Below are 15,391 nucleotides of genomic sequence, written 5' to 3' on the forward strand. Positions count from 1 at the left end.
CACATCAGAGACCGAAGAGCAGGTTCTCGTCGGCTTCGATTCTGATCAACCGGTTGTATTTCGCGATGCGCTCGCCCCGCGCGGGAGCGCCGCTCTTGAGTTGACCGCACCCGCCGCTGACGGTGAGGTCGGCGATGAAGGTGTCGTCGGTCTCGCCAGAGCGGTGGGAGACGAACTGCGCCCACCCGGCTTCGCGGCATACCCGCATGGCCTCGAGTGTTTCGGTGACCGTGCCGACCTGGTTGACCTTGATGAGCGCCGCGTTGCCGGCTTTGCGCGTGATCGCCTCGCGGATGGTCACCGGGTTCGTGCACAGCAGATCATCGCCCACGAGTTGCACTTTGTCGCCCAGGCGTGCGGTCAGCCGCTCCCAGCCCTCCCAGTCCGATTCGGCCAGGCCGTCCTCCAGTAGGCGGATCGGATACCGGTCGATGAGTTCTTCGTAGCGGGTGATCATGTCGTCGGTCGAGAGGGCTTCACCGGCGACGTGGTAGCGGCCGTCGCGGTAGAACTCGCTGGAGGCCGGGTCCATCGCGATCGCGACACCGTCCCGGCCCGGCTGGTAGCCAGCTGCTTCGATTGCTTGCACGAGATAGTCCAGGACGTCCTCTGGTTGAGTGATCTGCGGGGCGAACCCACCCTCGTCCCCCAGGCCGGTCGCGAAACCTCTATCTGCGAACAGGCGTCGCAGCGCGCCGTAGATCTCCGAGCCCGCGCGCACTGCCTCCGCGATGGACGGCGCACCCACCGGGGCGATCATGAACTCCTGGAAGTCCAACTCGTTAGCTGCGTGTGCGCCGCCGTTGACGACGTTGAAATGAGGCACTGGGAGTCGTGGTGTCACGCCCTCGGGGCACAGCGCCCGCCACAGCGGTTGACCTGATGCATACGCACCTGCTCGTGCTGCGGCAATCGACACACCGACGATCGCGTTGGCACCCAGCCGTGACTTGTTAGCGGTCCCGTCCAGCGCGATGAGGGCCGCGTCGAGCTCGGCGAGGTCGTCGAATGGGCGGCCGATCAGGGCATCGGCGATCTCGCCCGTCACGTTGGCTACTGCGGTGCGCACGCCGAGCCCGCCGAAACGGTCTGGATCGCCGTCGCGCAGCTCCACTGCCTCACCTGACCCGGTCGAGGCCCCAGAGGGCACGCCCGCTTCGACCATCGGGCCATCGGTCAAGCTCAGTGTCACGGCGAGCGTCGGCCGGGACCGGGAGTCCAGGATTTCGAGCGCATCGAGTGTTGCGAGCGTCAGTGCCATGTTGGTCTCCTTGAGGTAGCAGGTGCGATTCTCCGCCCCTGCGGGCCCAGCTCGCGGCGACACAACAGCACGACCGTCCCGCTGCGAGTAGTCCCGAGATTTCAGAATCTAGTCCTCCACGGCGGGGTCGTGTCTCCCGCCGTCGAACGAAGGGGCCGGACTGACTGCGGCAAAGGTCGCTCCAATGGCGGTATCGATCGACTAGCCATAGTTGCGGGCCTACATTGATTATTTGGAGACCGGCCCGGTCTAGGCACGCGGTAGCCGTCGGCGGCTCTTCCCGTAGCTCAGGAGGTAGGGCATTGCCCGATAACGTCGATCAGGAATCGACAGCGCCCGAGCCTGACTCGGCTCACGGGGCGGGGCTGAAGTCGGGCGGCCCTGGTACCTCTTGGGCGTCGCGCGGGGTTTTCGGGGTCGGTGCTGCGTCACTGTTCTCCGACTCCGGGCACGAGATGGTCACGGCGGTGCTGCCGACCTTCATCACCTCGACCTTGCACGCCGGCCCCGCAGCCTTGGGCGCGATCGACGGGGTCGCGGATGCGCTGACCGGGCTGAGCAAGCTCGCGGGCGGGCCCCTGGCGAACGACCGGACTCGCCGCATCAAACTCGCTTCCAGCGGCTACCTCGGAACAGCCATTGCGACGGCCGCGATCGGGTTGGCCATGACTGTCTGGCAGGTTGCCATCCTGCGCGCGCTGGCATGGGTCTCTCGCGGTATCCGCAGCCCAGCCCGGGACATGATGCTGACCGACCTGGCCAGGGAGGAGGGCTATGGGCGCGCCTTCGGCCTCGAACGAGCCGGCGACAATGCCGGCGCCATCGTCGGACCGTTGTTGGCGGCGGGCCTGGTCACGGTGCTCGGCCTGCGGCACACCATCTTGTTGGCGTTCATTCCCGGCGCCCTGGCAGCCGTCGCGATCACCATCGCCGGGCGGGAAGCGCGCCGCACGGTCGCCGATCCAACCGCGCGGGAGACGCTGTCCTTCAACCTGCGCGAGCTGCGCCGTGCCGGTTTGGGTCAAGTGTTGACCCCGGTGGCATTGTTCGAGTTCGGCAATCTGGCCACGACACTGCTCATCTTGCGAGCGACCGACCTGCTGCACACCGACGCCCGAAGTCTGACCGCCGCGACCAGCCTGGCCATACTCCTGTACGCCGCGCACAACGCTGCGGCAACCGTCGCCTCGCTCGGCGGTGGGCAACTCGCTGACCGCATCAATCCGCGGGTCGTGTTCGCAGCCGGCGCCGCCACGTACGTCCTCAGCTACCTGCTGTTCGCCGTCGACGAACACGCCTGGCCGCTGGTGCTTCTGGCGTTCTTGCTGTCCGGGGTCGGGATCGGCCTGGCCGAGACTGCGGAGTCGACGGTCGTGGCGCGGGGGCTGCCGGCCCGATTGCGGGCGAACGGATTCGGGGTGCTCGGGTTGACCCAGTCCCTCGGTGACCTGGTGGCCACTGTCGTCGTCGGTGTGCTGTGGTCGCTGGTTTCGCCGACTGTCGCGTTCTGCTACGCCGCAGCCTGGATGCTCGCTTCCCTCGCGGCAAGCGGTCTGCTGCACCCACGGGCGCCCGCCACAAAGTGAAACCCGCTCGGTGCGTGCGGGGCACCAGCCGGTATTGATAAGCGACCCGAGCCGAGCTGCTTCGCCGATCTGCGGCTGGATCGGATCGCCGGTACCGTCACACGAGTGGCTGCCTTCGCGGCACCTGGGTCAAAGAGATGATCCGACCGCTGCCTGTTCGGCGGCTTCATCCGACGTTGTCGGGGACGGGCGGGTGGCGCCATCGGTATCGAAGGTTCGTCGGTAGAGGTCAGCCCCGAAAGCGGTCGGAGTAGGGGGCGCGACTTCGAGGCGGAAACTGCGGTTTCCGTCATCGCTACGGTCGGCCCTCAAGCACAGGGCGGTGTCATCATCCACATACCGGCCCGCCAGATCGAACATGTGGGTCACAAAGACGACCCTGACATCCTGCTCGCGTAAAGCTGCGACCAGTTCTGCGGCGATCTGTGAGCCTTCGCGTTCGTTGGTTGCGGCAAACGATTCGTTGCACAGAAGCAGAGCGCCGGGCCGGATGTCATCGACGATGGTGCTCATCCGGGCGAGCTCCTCATCGAATTTGCCGGCGACCATGGTGCGGTCTTCTTCGCGCATGAAGTGCGTGAACAACCCGGTCGTGAGGCTGCAGGAGAACTGTGAGGCCGCCACGAACAACCCGGACTGGGCCATGGTGAACGCCAGGCCCACGCTGCGCAGAAAGGTGGATTTGCCCCCCTGGTTGGCACCTGTGACCACAATCAGGTCGATGTCATCAGATCGCAGATCGTTACCGATCACCTCGCAGCCGCGACGCAAAGCCAGGCAGGGCTCGTACAGACCGGCAGCCTCCAGTGTGCGACCAGGAGCCTGGACAGTCGGCCGGCACACTTCGTGTCCAATCGCGGTCAGCTTGGCCTGCAGGTTCACAGCACCCAGATAGAAGGCGGTCTCCGCGCGCAATGCGACGAAGAAGTCGAGCACGTGGTCCACCGCCTCGCTGAGCGCGCGAGCTACCAGGCTGACCCCCCGGTCCCGCATTCTTGCCAGAGCCTCGAAACCGGCCTGGTCTCGGTCGGCAATGGTGAACCCATAGGTGGGTTGCTTCAACTGACCGTGATGCCACCAGCTGCCACGATTGCGATCCAGAGGCGCGCGCAGGACATAGTCGGTGCCTGCGTTTCCCGGGCCGAGACTGGCGCTCAGCACCAGACCGTGGGTGAAGCCGAGCGTTTTGACGTGGTGTTCGATTTCTTCGAGGTAGTCCTCGCCCAGTTCGGTCCGGGCCTGTTCGTAAAAGCGGATCAGGCCGGGGGAGGTGGCCTGGCTGCCCTTCCGCTGCGCCAGTTCCCGCAGCGACCGCAGAGTGCTCACGAACAATGCGAGGACCTTGACCGATCGACGCAACGTCTGTTCACCGGAATCGCGAAATGGGCTGCGGTAGACGTCATTCTCCGCATCGACGGCATCCACTGCAAGCTTGTGCAGCGCGCGTATCGCGTCCACATCGCGGAGGGCGTCGATCAGTATTTCCTGCCGATAGACGATTTCGTCGGGGTCAGTCAGCGGCTGGTGCATCACGGCAGCTGCGACCGCGCGCACGAATTCATCTCCACCTCCCATGGCGTCCCACAGCACGTCCAGCTCCAGGTCGGCAACGTCCGCACCACCGGGGCTGGGGTACTTCGTATTCTTCGTGACCCGTGACCGCCGACTGGTCAGCATGGTCAGGTCGCGGTCAGGGAACAGCAACAAAGACCTCATGAGCCCACCCGCTCGCTCACCTGGTCATGCGTCAGGCCGTACTTAGCGGCCAGCGCGCGGGCGTAGGCGCGGCCATCGGCGCGCTGGCGTACTACCTGGAAAGTACGGTGCCCCGCATCGTTCGGATCTACCAGACTGACCATGCTGACGGTGGATTCATTCAAGGTCGAAAGCTCCTCCAAGAAGGTCACACACACTGCGACCGCGCCCAGGTCCGTGACCCTCGTCAAGATCGCGCGCGAGAGGTACTGCGCGTCGTCGACCGTGGTCGAGCTGAACATCTCATTCATGATGATCACGCTGCGATCGGTTGCGACGGCGAGCGTGCTGTGCATGCTGTCCAACTCGTTCTGCAGGCGACCGGCGAGGGTAGTGAGATCTTCCTGCCGCTCGAAGTGGGTGTGGATCGCGTCGCACAGCATGATCTGTACCTCTCTGCCAGGCACGGGGCACCCTAGGCGCGCCAAGTGGTGCAGTTGCCCCACGGTGCGAGCCAGCGTCGTCTTGCCACCGTTGTTGGGCCCGGACACCACCAGGATGCGCTCTGGGTCCTGCAATGTGACGTCGTTGAGGACCACGGGCTGGTCAGTGCCGCAACGGACTGCCAACGGCAGGTCGTACACATCCAGCAGTTTGACCGCAGTGTGGTCGCTGGTGAGGACGGGCATGGTCAGCGGTAGCCCCCGGTCGCGCAACTGGGCCAGGTAGTCCTCGAACATGAGGTAGAAGCGGATCTCTGCATCGAAGCTGACCACGGTCGGGTCCAGGAAGTCGCCATGATCAGCGCAAAACCGATCGAGGACGGCGAAGTGGTCGGGAAAGATGTGAGCCGCCTGAGTGAGGACACCGGCCTCGACGCGATCCAACGATCCGCCGTGCCGGGGCACCGACACCTCGGCCTCTCGTTCACCATCGTTGTTGCGAAAACGCGCGAACGTGTCGGTGACTTGAACGCTGTAGTCGGGCTCGTCGTCATACGCGGCGACGGTGATCCGGGCGCCCTCGAGCAGTACTGCATACTGCACCGTTGCCAGGGCGCCGATGGCTGCACTGCGAGCGTGAGTCAGTGCGCGGAAGGTCTCAGAGTCGAGGTATCCCCGCAGGTAAGTAGATATTCCCTGCAGCCCTGTCGATAGCGGATCTGCGTCGGCCAGGTCGGACTGCAGGGCGCAGAGAGCCTCGCAATATGTGGTGCTGGCATCCAGTTGCCAGCGTCGACTCTCGTAATACTCCGAGCGTTTCTGCGCGTCGCCCAGCTGTTGCCGCACGGTTCGCATTGCGTCACCGAAGTCATCGATGACCGCGCGTACCCGGTCCGTTTCAACGTCGGTGAAGACCGCCTGTCGGAAACTGATCAGCTCCGGATCGTCCAGCGCATGACGCAGGTATCCGGTCAGCTTGTACTCGTCCGCCTTGCCGGTGACACCTGTGACGAACTTGTCCAGGTTGAGATCCTGGAAATACGCCGGCTCCGCCAGGTCGCTCACACCTTCAGGTGCCGGGTGGTCGCCGTACAGCACGCTCCATCCCCGCCCCGCGCGCTGCTGCAGATCGGCGGCACAAATCGCGCCGCCATCCAGCGTCCTCGCCATCAACGGCCTGCGAACTCGGCGGCATCCGACGGCGGCACGTCGTCAAGGTGGGAGCCACTGATTTCGATCACCGGCCGCCGGTCGTTCAACCTCGCATCCGCCGGGCCCCACCCGCTATGGCCCGATCGGTTGCTGCGAAGAGCCCCGCCCTGGCTGTGATAAAAAACTCCACCCGCCATACCGCCGGGGCCCCCGACGGGTGACCTCTCGGCGCGCGGACCGCTGATGTCAGTGGGTGCGTACCCGCTGTGCTGGGCGTTCTTCGCCGCGTTGCAGGTCATTCCCAAGTCTGTCGGCGCGTACCCGGTGTGGCGTGGCACTGCGTGCGCGGCCGCCGACGTCGTCACAACATCACTGGTGGTTGCCGCACCGCCCGGTGTGTCGTCACGGTGCTGGGCGGCACTACCTGCCGTCCCGGATAACTCTCGTGAATGCTTGAAGAACGACATGGCCTACCTCGCATCAAATGATCGAAGTAGGGCCCATCAGCCAACAGTGGCGGTTCGACCGCGAGGTCCGGTGAGGTCCATCACCAAGATTGATAGTGTCACTTTGTTTACCGGGAAGCAACGACAGGTCGGGCCGGTCCTATTCGACCAGGCAACCGAGTCCTCTCAATTCGGATCTGGAGCCTATCTCGACGCACGATATGACCCCGCACAGACCGTGTCCCATGATCGTGCGAGCGGGTTGCAATTCTGGTGGGAGCGATGTCCAGCCCGGCTCCACCAAAAGAAATGGCTGTTGGTGCATCCGTTCGAGGTACCTGGGCGGAAGTAGGGGTAAGGCCGCTTCCTGGTGGCCGGTGCAACGAGCCTCCAGTGCTCGACCAATCCGTCGATGGGATCCCTGATGAAGACTCGTAACCTCGCCGTTCCCGGCGTGCTCGTTCTCGCCATGACTGGCCCGGCCGCGCTGCTGATGGCCGCCCCGGCCCAGGCTGCTGACACCGCGATGGTGTCGGTCTTCCACGGCGTGCCCGGCGTCACCGTGGACGTCTACGCCAATGGCAAGCCGCTGTTGACCAATTTCAAACCGGGCACGCTGACCGACCCTGTGGCATTGCCTGCCGCCACCTACGACCTCAAGGTGACCGCAGCAGGTGCGGGCGCCAAGGGCAAGGCCATTGTTGAGGTCAGCGATGTGAAGGTCCCGGCGAAGGCAAATATCACAGTCGTAGCCCATCTGACCGCTGACTCGAAGCCGGCGTTGACGCCCTACGTGAACGACACCACGAAGATCGCGCCTGGTAAGGCCCGTCTGACGGTGCGCCATGATGCAGCGGCGCCTCCGGTCGATGTGCGCGCCAATGGCAAGGTCGCCTTCGCCAAGCTCACCAACCCCGGCGAGGCAAAGGCAGATCTGGCGGCTGGCACCATCAAGGCCGACGTGACGTTGGCCGGCACTGACACGGTGGCCATCGGTCCAGCCGATCTGCCGTTGGCTGAGGGCAAGAACACCATCGTCTACGCATGGGGTAGCGCCGCAGACAAGAACCTCAAGCTCGCCGTGCAGACCGTGGCGGGTATGTCGTCATCGCCCACCGGTGTTCCTTCTGGGACCGGTGGTTCGGCCGCTTCGCAGACTGACCGCTGGCTGTTGGCCGGTGGTGTAGCTGTCGGTGCCGGTGGCCTCGTTCTTCTCGCGGGTCGACGTCGTAAGAGCTCAAACGTCTGAGATGTCAGTAACTGGCGTACGCAGGAGGGTGGTCGCCGCTGTGGTGACTGCCCTCCTGGCCGGTTCGATTACGACATGGGCCACGTCCAGGTCGCAACTGCCGCAAACCGACGGGCGGGCAGCGTTGTCGCAAGAAGCCACCGCTACTTCGGCCCCCCAACCGCCGGTGGGCGTCTCCCCGGATCGGGTGATCCCGGCCCGTGCCGCTGACCTTGCAGCTCTGAAGGCAACCGCGGTAACTGCGGGGGTACCCACCAGACTCACCATCAACCGGCTGGGCATCTCGATGAGGATCATCCCCGTGGGCGTCGACGGGACCAATGCCATGTCGATTCCGCAGGATCCGAAAGTGGCCGGGTGGTACCGATTCGGCGCGCGGCCCTCTGATGCCTCGGGTGCAACGGTGATCGCAGGTCACATCGACACAGCAGCAGCTGGAACGGGCCCGCTGTCGCGCATCACCTCGGCGCGTCAGGGTGACCAGATCATCCTCGGGTCTGGGGCAGCATCGACGCAGTACACCGTGGAATCGGTCTCACGTATCCCCAAGTCGCAATTGGACCTGGCGAAAGTGTTCAACCGGGATTCTTCGCCGCGGTTGCATCTGCTGACGTGTGGGGGTCGATTCGACAAGGCCACGGGCCATTACGAAGACAACATCCTGGTGGTCGCTCGTATTGCGAATCGGTGAGCGATGACTACAGTGACGCCGATGGGTGGCCACAACAGCGACACCGGCGAGGTCGACGACATCTCCATCAGCTTCGCAGCGGGCGCGCCTGATGCTCTGAGGCAGGCCTACGAACGGTTCTCGCCACTGGTGCACACTCTGGCGTTGCGTGCCCTGAACGATCACCACGCTGCCGAGGAAGTGACCCAGGCGGTATTCGTCTCTGCGTGGCGGGGGCGACACACCCTACGCCCGGGCCCGCAGGCGTTGGCGCGATGGATCGTGGGGATTACCCGGCACCGGATCGCTGACCAACAGCAGCAGCGGTACCGGCTGCGCCGCGATGAGATGGCTGCGGCGAAAGTGGCTGCGGAACCGGAGCATGAGCGCATCGATCAGGTGGTGGAGGACCGGATCATCGTCCAGGACGCGGTGGCGGAGTTGGGGGATCCTCGAGGCATGGTCATCCGGATGGCATTGATGGAAGGGCGTTCCCATCGCGAGATCGCGGACCTGCTCGATATACCCATCGGAACGGTCAAAAGTCATATCCGGCGAGGTCTGATTCAGCTACGCGACCGTTTGAAGGAGGTGCACTCATGATGCATTACGACGACGAAACCCTGGCCGGGGTAGCTCTCGGCGAAGAAGACGACCCGGCGTTGTGGGCCCACCTTCAGGTCTGCCAGCAATGCTCGGGAAGTCTCGCTACATTACAACGCACCTTGTCCGTGGCGACCGCGAGCGGTGTTGAACAGTTGCGGCCACCCCCGCCGGACCTCTGGGGCCGGATCGAGACACAGGTGGCGACCGACCCTGTGCGGCGACGAAGGACTGCGCCCTGGATCGTTCTCGCCCTGGCGGCCGGGGTGGCCATCGGAGCCGTGGGTACCACCGCGGTGAGCAGGTCGGACTCGGTCGACCCTGTGCCGGTGGTTATTGCACGCACCCAGCTGGACGCCCCATCAACGAACCGGCCCGTGGGCACCGCGGAAGTGTTCCGCAACGGGACGGGCATCGACTTGAGGCTGGACGCGGGCCCGGTCGGTGGAAGTACGGGATATCTGGAGGTCTGGTTGATCAACCGAGACCTGGCGAGGACCGTATCGATCGGGATTCTCTCCCCGCGCAGCACCAGCCAGACTTTTGTGATCAGCCAGCGACTGCTCGACCAGGGATACGTCATCGTTGACGTGTCGCGAGAATCGTTCGATGCGAAATCTGCGCACTCGGGAAACACTTTGTTCCGCGGGACCCTGCACAGCTGAACCTGCCGCCGAGCCGCAGCTTTTGCGCCGGCGCGATGCCCCGGTCATTTACGCACTGGTTGCGCAGTCCACCTCGATACTTCGACACCGGAGCCGAACGGTTGACCCGACACCCGGATCCCGCGGCGTACCTACCTGGTCAAGGGTCGATCTGAGGCTGCGGTGCGGGTAGAGCCACGCTGAACTTCCGTGGGGCGGATTCGAGCGTTGGTTGATCACCCTGTGTGAGGTATGCGTGCATGGTGACCGCAAGCTCGGCGATGGGCCCAGGTGGCAGGTACGCGGAGGCGCCGGCATCCAGCAGCCGGCTCACGGGACCTGAGTAATGGATGTCGAGCTCTTCGTCATCGATCTCGGTGACCACGACGCGCGCATCCGGGAACTGGTGGCGAAGGCGTCCGAGCAGTTGGGGGCTGATCGGGTGGGTCAGCAGGACGTCCGTGCCAGGGGGTGCTTCGGTGAAGTCGAGGACGATGTAGTTCGCGCCGAGTTCATCGGACAACCGGCAGCGGGCAGCATCCGACAGTGACATGGTCGTGGCGACGACGGTGACCCCCTCCGGAACCGGTGCTGCCGGCGCGGTCTGAGCGCGAGCCCTGACAACGGTCCCTTCCAGCGCGATCGATCGAAACTGCAGTAACCCGATCGGTTGGCCGGCGCGGGTGAGTGTAATGGCGTCACCGGCCGTTGCTGCCTCGAGCACAGCACGCGCGCCGGGGGTCAGTTCCTCTAACGCCAGCTCCGGAACATCCCGACGCCGACCCCTCACACTGATACTCCGCGAACGTGGGTCACGTGCTCTTCTCCAGCTCTCTCAGGTGGGCCAGTGCAGCGAGCCCCCAGTCTCGCAAACGCGCCCCGAGCAGGACCGCTGATCGGGCCAGCTCATCGATTCGATGTCGAGTCCTCCCGCTCCCTCCATCTGGAGCTGCCCGTTCAGCGCGGCAACCGGGGTGGAAACCCGCAGCCCCTGGGAACGCGGGCGAGGACCTGCCTTGGCAGGACAACTTCAAGTGGCCTGCACGGTCCGCGACCATGCAGCGAAGCGCGCTCCATTGGTTCCTCTGCCGGTTCTACGATGACCGTCGTGCCACGAGATGTCCTGCATATGAAGCTCCTGGCGGGCGCATGGGGCCCGATGATCACCGCGGCCAGCCTCGCGGTGATGGTTGAGGGCAGGCTCATCGCCGCAGTGGTCGTGGTGCGTGACGACAAACACGACAGGGTGCCGCTGCTGGCGTTCGCGCTCACCGAACCGACCTGGCAACGTCGCGGTATCGGCGCGTGGCTGATTCACGAAAACATCACCCGTCTCGCCTCGCTGGGCGTGTCGGAGGTGCACCTCGCAGTGACCCGCGGCAACCCAGCGCAGGACTTGTACGAGCGCTTCGGATTCCGAGTAGTCGCCTGACAGTCATACCGTCGGGTTCGGCGATGCTGCGCGGCTCGACTGCGGGGTGGTGACCGTCCTACCGGTTACCGGCAACACCTATCGGGTCTCCCGTTTCAAACCCTGCGAGCAGTTGCGACTGGATCACCGGCCCACACCTGCAACTGTCAAAGTGACAAGCTGGCGGAATGAGCGACGTTGTGCGAGTGCGGTATGCGGAGGTCGATGACTGGCAGTCGGTTCGTGAAACCCGCTTGGCGGCGCTCGCGGACGCGCCGCACGCTTTCGGGTCGACGCTGGCGCGCGAGGTGGCTTTCGATGATCAGGAATGGCAACGCCGAATCCACGACAACGACTGGTTCCTGGCGTGGTCCGGTCAGCGGCCGGTGGGTGTCGTCGCCGGTGTCCATGAGTCGGGTCATCGCGACAGGCGCCACCTCACCGCAATGTGGGTGCACCCTGACCACCGGGGGACGGTCGCCGCGACTGACCTGGTTGAAGCTGTCTGCGACCTGGCAATGCTGCAGGGCGCCACGCTGGTCATCCTGCGGGTGGCCGACACCAGCCCGCGCGCGCGGGCTTTCTACGAGCGGCGCGGATTCCGGACAACGGGTCAGCGGGGGTCGCTGCCCAGTGCGCCCGAAATCGGCGAGGAACTCCTGCAGCGGTACCTCGAGGCTTGAGCGCGCCGCGACCAGGTGGTAACGCTGCCAGCCGGACAGCGACACGCTGACGCGAGAAGGCAGAGGTCACGCACGGATGGCAGCGACGACCTGACCTGGGGTCGGGTTGACCAGGGCCTCGCCGTTGACCACCACCGTCGGCACCGTCTCGTTGCCGTCGGCGACCGACCGCACGAAGGCCGCCGCATCCTTGTCCTTCCAGATGTTCACCTGGTTGAGGTGCACGCGTCGCAGTAGCAGGGCGAGGCGCAGCCGCATGCAGAACGGGCACCCCGGCCGCCAGTAGAGCGTGGCTGCGGGATTGTCACCGGCGGGGCCCTGCGATGTGTTCATCGGTTCAGACAAGCACATCAGGATGGGTGCGCAACCAGTCGACGACCTGCGCGGCGTGCGCATCCGGCGGGAACACGGGGTAGAAGACGTGCTCGATACGCGTGCCTCGCACCACCATCGTCAGCCTCTTGTAGAGCTGCTGCGCGCCTGCATTCCTACGTGGGACGGCCTGGGCGGTGAAGGTCGGCAGGACCAGCGCCTCGGCCAGTTGCAGCCTCGGATCGGAGAGCAGCGGGTAGGGAAGGTGCAGCCGGTTTGCGAGCTCACGTTGGTATTCGCTCGTGTCCGAGGACAATGCAAGCACCTGCTCGATTCCGACCTCGGCAAGTGTGGCGAGCTGATCGCGGAATGAGCACACCTCCTGGGTGCACCCCCTTGCGCCTGGGATCTGATCCCACGCCTGCGGGATGTCGACGCCCGGTTCCCCGGTCAGCGGATAGATGAACAGGACCCACCTCCCGGCCGATACCTCATCCAGCGTCACAAGGGATTCGTCGGTCGATGGCAACGCGAGATGCGGCATCCGTTGGTCGGGCAGGTGGTCGGCGGCCCCGTCGTCGACCGGTCCGGGTAGGTCGGTGGGTAGCGGTCCGGGCGCAGGTAGCGACATGCTTCACCTTCTGTCAGTCACAACGGGTGGGTTGGTGACGAATACAAATTATGACGCTCGACGACAGTTCTCCGCAGTGCGCAACAACATCCTGCTCGGGCAGAACCCGCGGGGCGGCAACGTCCACGGCGAGATGACCGCCCCCTGGGTGGATGTGCGGTTCTCTAAGCTCGCGGCGAGGGTGAGTCTGAGTTGTCGGTGTGGCGGCGGATGTGGCTGAGTCTGGGCCCGACCCGACTGATCCTCATCGTGTTGCTGCTGGTCGCACTGGCCGTGGTGTACCTCTCGATCGCGGCTCTGCTTCGCGGTGACTGGCTGCTCGCTTCGGCTGCCTGCGGCTAGGGTTCGTCGATGTCGCCCACCACCACGCGTCGCCCCTCGATCTACGTCGAGATCGAGATCGCGTGCCCGATCGATCGCGTCTGGGAGTTGACGCAGGACACCGACGCGCGTCCGCGCTGGGATCTGCGATTCAGTCGGATCACGTCTGTCGAGCAGCTCGACGGTGGCGGCTACCGGTTCCGCTATGAGCGCTCGCTCCTCGTGCACACGTTGCGCGGCACCGGTGTGTCGATCGGCGAAACGCGCCGCCCGGACGGCTCGCGCACCTCGGCGCTGCGCTTCGACACCACCGACCCGCTGTCACCGATGGGCGATGGACGCGGTTACTGGCGCTATCTGCCGACCGAGCGCGGCATGACCTTCATCACCGGCTACGACTACGAACCAGGATTTGGTCGACCCGGCGCATTGCTGGACCGGCTGGTGACCCGCCGGGCGATCGGCTGGATGACGGCGCTCAGCTTCGACCGGTTACGCATCTGGGCGGAGACGGGTCAGGCACCGCAGAAGTGGTCGATGCTGAGCACTTTCCTCTGGTGGCGTCCCGATCGACCACGAGCGTCCCGCTGTGCGCGTCACCCTCAGGACAGGGCAGCGTCTGTCATGGCGCAGGCCCCCACCATGCTCGCTGAGCTGGCAGACCCCCTGATAGTGCAGACCCCGTGACCTCGATATTCGAGCGAGCCCTGGGCGCCGATTTCGCACGACTGCACCCGATGATGCGCAGGCGTTTCGGCGTCGGACTGGACAGCGGCTACGCCTGCGTCGGGCGCGGCACGATGCAGCGCATCCGGCGCGGTCCGTGGTGGACGGTGCCGTTCCTGCACCTGGGCAGGGTGCGTAACATTCTGGTGCCGAATGTCGGCTCCGACGTGGCCTTCACGGTGGAGAACTACCCCTACCGAGACCCGTTCGGACGCGAAACGGTCACCTTCGTGCGGGAGTTCGCGATCACGCCCGGCAGGTCGGATCGGCCCTGCAGGTTCGACGCCACGATGATCTGGGCGGCTGATCGCGGTCGGGTCATCGACTACCTCGGCACCCACCAGCACCTGGCGGTCGACCTCGACCTCGCGGTCGATCCCGACGGGGGCCTGGCGCTGACCACCCACGCGCAACGCTTCTACGAGGGCCGGTGCATCGCATTCCGATTCCCGATGATCTTCAGCGGAGTCGCCGAGCTGCACGAGTCCTACGACGACGTGGCGCAGCTGTATCGGATCGACCTACAGGTACGGAATCCGGTGTTCGGCTTTCTCTTCGGGTACTCCGGCACGTTCACCTGCGACTTCCCGCCCGCGACCGACGCACCCGAGCGACTCAAGCCGGTCCGCCACGAGCTTCGGACCTGAGCGGCTGCACGCGGTCGGCAGGCGTGCTCGGGTCGGTGACTTCGGCCGCCCCGAAAACGGCCACGGCCACTGAACCGCCGACAGCGAGCACGAAGCCGAGCACCGCCAACCACGCCATCCCCGGGCGGGACGTATCGCCCAGCAGCAACACCCCGACGAGGCCGGGGACCACCGTCTCGCCGACCACCAGTGCAGCGGTTGCGCCGTTGACCGAGCCGAGCTGCAAGGCCACGGTGTGCAGATAGAAGCCGCCGGCCCCGGCGAGCACAATCGCCCACGCCGCGGGGTCTTCGGCCAGCACCGACCAGTCCAGCGGGCTCAGCCCGCCCACGATGCGTACCGCGATCGCGAGAACGCCGAACAGCAGGCCGGAGACGAGACCGGCGGCCACGGCGCCGCGTGAACCGAGCCGGTGCACAACAACGTAACCGACCGCGAAGATGAGCACCGACGCGAACAGAACGCCCCAGTGCACTGCGGAATTACGCGAGCCACCGCCCTCGGTGCCCGCGGCCAGTCCCAGCGCAGCCAGGGCCGCGATGACGGTGGCAATGGCCGCCCAGTCTCGGCCGCGCAGCCTGATGCCCAGGATCACGGTGCCGAGCAGCGCGGTGACCACCAGGTTCGCGCTGATGATGGTCTGGCACAGGAAGAGCGGAACCAGCCGCGCAGAAATCGCACCGCCGGCGAAACCAACCACGTCCAGCACCGTCCCGACGATGAACGCAACCGTGAGGCCGGCGGCGACCGTGGCCGCCATCGTCGGCCCCCCGGTTGCGGTGCGTCGGTTCGTAGCGCCCTGGGCGTCAGCTGCAGCAGCCGACCGGCGGGCACCGTAGGCCTGCATCACCGAGGAGATGCCGTAGCTGAAGCACGCAACGACAGCGGCGACCAGCCCGATCAGCATGCGC

At 65.4% G+C, this 15,391-nt stretch carries 17 protein-coding genes; 10 read left to right on the plus strand and 7 right to left on the minus strand.

Going from position 1 to position 15,391, the window contains the following annotated elements; all coding sequences use genetic code 11:
• Nucleotides 1-4: 4 nt before the first annotated feature.
• A complete protein-coding gene (gene eno, locus V3G39_03695; protein XAS77156.1) occupies nucleotides 5-1,261 on the minus strand; it encodes a phosphopyruvate hydratase in 1,257 nt (418 codons plus the stop codon).
• 302 nt (nucleotides 1,262-1,563) lie between these two features.
• On the opposite strand from eno, the gene V3G39_03700 reads away from it, so the two are divergent.
• Nucleotides 1,564-2,847: an MFS transporter gene (locus V3G39_03700; protein ID XAS77157.1), complete on the plus strand. Its 1,284-nt coding sequence runs from the start codon at nucleotides 1,564-1,566 to the stop codon at nucleotides 2,845-2,847.
• Nucleotides 2,848-2,976: 129 nt separating this feature from the next.
• On the opposite strand, the gene V3G39_03705 is transcribed toward V3G39_03700, so the two are convergent.
• Together V3G39_03705 and V3G39_03710 are read right to left on the minus strand one after the other, a co-directional pair.
• The gene (locus V3G39_03705; protein XAS77158.1) at nucleotides 2,977-4,563 is read right to left on the minus strand and encodes a hypothetical protein; all 1,587 of its coding nucleotides are present in this window, start codon (nucleotides 4,561-4,563) and stop codon (nucleotides 2,977-2,979) included.
• On the minus strand, nucleotides 4,560-6,155 hold the full coding sequence (locus V3G39_03710; protein ID XAS77159.1) for a hypothetical protein: 1,596 nt from the start codon (nucleotides 6,153-6,155) through the stop codon (nucleotides 4,560-4,562). Before V3G39_03710 ends, V3G39_03705 begins: the two co-directional genes overlap by 4 nt.
• Nucleotides 6,156-7,007: 852 nt before the next feature.
• Between V3G39_03710 and V3G39_03715 the strand changes: the two genes are divergently transcribed.
• The 4 genes from V3G39_03715 to V3G39_03730 are packed head-to-tail and all read left to right on the plus strand — an operon-like array spanning nucleotide 7,008 to nucleotide 9,770.
• Entirely contained in the window at nucleotides 7,008-7,832 is an 825-nt protein-coding gene (locus V3G39_03715) for a DUF4397 domain-containing protein (GenBank protein ID XAS77160.1), read from the plus strand.
• Between the two features lie 40 nt (nucleotides 7,833-7,872).
• Nucleotides 7,873-8,523 carry a class F sortase gene (locus V3G39_03720; GenBank protein XAS77161.1) on the plus strand — a complete coding sequence of 217 codons (651 nt, stop codon included), beginning with the start codon at nucleotides 7,873-7,875 and terminating at the stop codon, nucleotides 8,521-8,523.
• Nucleotides 8,524-8,526: 3 nt separating this feature from the next.
• Complete coding sequence (locus V3G39_03725) at nucleotides 8,527-9,105, plus strand: sigma-70 family RNA polymerase sigma factor (GenBank protein ID XAS77162.1); 579 nt, start codon at nucleotides 8,527-8,529, stop codon at nucleotides 9,103-9,105.
• Nucleotides 9,102-9,770 carry an anti-sigma factor gene (locus V3G39_03730; GenBank protein ID XAS77163.1) on the plus strand — a complete coding sequence of 223 codons (669 nt, stop codon included), beginning with the start codon at nucleotides 9,102-9,104 and terminating at the stop codon, nucleotides 9,768-9,770. The genes V3G39_03725 and V3G39_03730 overlap by 4 nt, the downstream gene beginning before the upstream one ends.
• A gap of 139 nt (nucleotides 9,771-9,909) precedes the next feature.
• On the opposite strand, the gene V3G39_03735 is transcribed toward V3G39_03730, so the two are convergent.
• On the minus strand, nucleotides 9,910-10,539 hold the full coding sequence (locus V3G39_03735; GenBank protein ID XAS77164.1) for a hypothetical protein: 630 nt from the start codon (nucleotides 10,537-10,539) through the stop codon (nucleotides 9,910-9,912).
• A gap of 318 nt (nucleotides 10,540-10,857) precedes the next feature.
• On the opposite strand from V3G39_03735, the gene V3G39_03740 reads away from it, so the two are divergent.
• Both V3G39_03740 and V3G39_03745 read left to right on the plus strand, forming a co-directional pair.
• Nucleotides 10,858-11,181, plus strand: coding sequence for a GNAT family N-acetyltransferase (locus tag V3G39_03740; protein ID XAS77165.1), 324 nt, complete (start codon nucleotides 10,858-10,860; stop codon nucleotides 11,179-11,181).
• Between the two features lie 167 nt (nucleotides 11,182-11,348).
• On the plus strand, nucleotides 11,349-11,843 hold the full coding sequence (locus tag V3G39_03745; GenBank protein XAS77166.1) for a GNAT family N-acetyltransferase: 495 nt from the start codon (nucleotides 11,349-11,351) through the stop codon (nucleotides 11,841-11,843).
• Between the two features lie 66 nt (nucleotides 11,844-11,909).
• Here V3G39_03745 and V3G39_03750 read toward each other — a convergent pair whose 3' ends face one another.
• Complete coding sequence (locus tag V3G39_03750; GenBank protein ID XAS77167.1) at nucleotides 11,910-12,176, minus strand: glutaredoxin domain-containing protein; 267 nt, start codon at nucleotides 12,174-12,176, stop codon at nucleotides 11,910-11,912.
• 4 nt (nucleotides 12,177-12,180) lie between these two features.
• A complete protein-coding gene (locus V3G39_03755; protein ID XAS77168.1) occupies nucleotides 12,181-12,786 on the minus strand; it encodes a peroxiredoxin in 606 nt (201 codons plus the stop codon).
• A gap of 192 nt (nucleotides 12,787-12,978) precedes the next feature.
• Here V3G39_03755 and V3G39_03760 point away from each other — a divergent pair, with 192 nt between their 5' ends.
• From V3G39_03760 to V3G39_03770, 3 genes are read left to right on the plus strand one after another with little or no spacing between them, the layout of a single operon-like run.
• Nucleotides 12,979-13,128, plus strand: a complete 150-nt coding sequence (locus V3G39_03760) for a hypothetical protein (protein ID XAS77169.1) — start codon at nucleotides 12,979-12,981, stop codon at nucleotides 13,126-13,128.
• Nucleotides 13,129-13,137: 9 nt separating this feature from the next.
• Nucleotides 13,138-13,794 (plus strand): SRPBCC family protein, encoded by a 657-nt coding sequence (locus V3G39_03765; protein XAS77170.1) that lies wholly within the window; start codon nucleotides 13,138-13,140, stop codon nucleotides 13,792-13,794.
• Nucleotides 13,791-14,480 carry a DUF4166 domain-containing protein gene (locus tag V3G39_03770; GenBank protein XAS77171.1) on the plus strand — a complete coding sequence of 230 codons (690 nt, stop codon included), beginning with the start codon at nucleotides 13,791-13,793 and terminating at the stop codon, nucleotides 14,478-14,480. Before V3G39_03765 ends, V3G39_03770 begins: the two co-directional genes overlap by 4 nt.
• On the opposite strand, the gene V3G39_03775 is transcribed toward V3G39_03770, so the two are convergent.
• Nucleotides 14,449-15,387 carry a hypothetical protein gene (locus V3G39_03775; protein XAS77172.1) on the minus strand — a complete coding sequence of 313 codons (939 nt, stop codon included), beginning with the start codon at nucleotides 15,385-15,387 and terminating at the stop codon, nucleotides 14,449-14,451. The two genes, V3G39_03770 and V3G39_03775, sit on opposite strands and share 32 nt — an antisense overlap.
• Between the last annotated feature and the right edge of the window lie 4 nt (nucleotides 15,388-15,391).

The sequence above is a fragment of the Dermatophilaceae bacterium Sec6.4 genome (assembly GCA_039636865.1).
Taxonomy (GTDB): domain Bacteria; phylum Actinomycetota; class Actinomycetes; order Actinomycetales; family Dermatophilaceae; genus Allobranchiibius.

Excerpts from the sequence above, each read along its gene's own strand:
- eno (XAS77156.1), bottom strand. The coding sequence starts at position 1,261 with ATGGCACTGACGCTCGCAACACTCGATGCGCTCGAAATCCTGGACTCC.
- V3G39_03705 (XAS77158.1), bottom strand. The coding sequence starts at position 4,563 with ATGAGGTCTTTGTTGCTGTTCCCTGACCGCGACCTGACCATGCTGACC.
- V3G39_03710 (XAS77159.1), bottom strand. The coding sequence starts at position 6,155 with ATGGCGAGGACGCTGGATGGCGGCGCGATTTGTGCCGCCGATCTGCAG.
- V3G39_03715 (XAS77160.1), top strand. The coding sequence starts at position 7,008 with ATGAAGACTCGTAACCTCGCCGTTCCCGGCGTGCTCGTTCTCGCCATG.
- V3G39_03725 (XAS77162.1), top strand. The coding sequence starts at position 8,527 with ATGACTACAGTGACGCCGATGGGTGGCCACAACAGCGACACCGGCGAG.
- V3G39_03730 (XAS77163.1), top strand. The coding sequence starts at position 9,102 with ATGATGCATTACGACGACGAAACCCTGGCCGGGGTAGCTCTCGGCGAA.
- V3G39_03745 (XAS77166.1), top strand. The coding sequence starts at position 11,349 with ATGAGCGACGTTGTGCGAGTGCGGTATGCGGAGGTCGATGACTGGCAG.
- V3G39_03750 (XAS77167.1), bottom strand. The coding sequence starts at position 12,176 with ATGAACACATCGCAGGGCCCCGCCGGTGACAATCCCGCAGCCACGCTC.
- V3G39_03755 (XAS77168.1), bottom strand. The coding sequence starts at position 12,786 with ATGTCGCTACCTGCGCCCGGACCGCTACCCACCGACCTACCCGGACCG.
- V3G39_03765 (XAS77170.1), top strand. The coding sequence starts at position 13,138 with ATGTCGCCCACCACCACGCGTCGCCCCTCGATCTACGTCGAGATCGAG.
- V3G39_03775 (XAS77172.1), bottom strand. The coding sequence starts at position 15,387 with ATGCTGATCGGGCTGGTCGCCGCTGTCGTTGCGTGCTTCAGCTACGGC.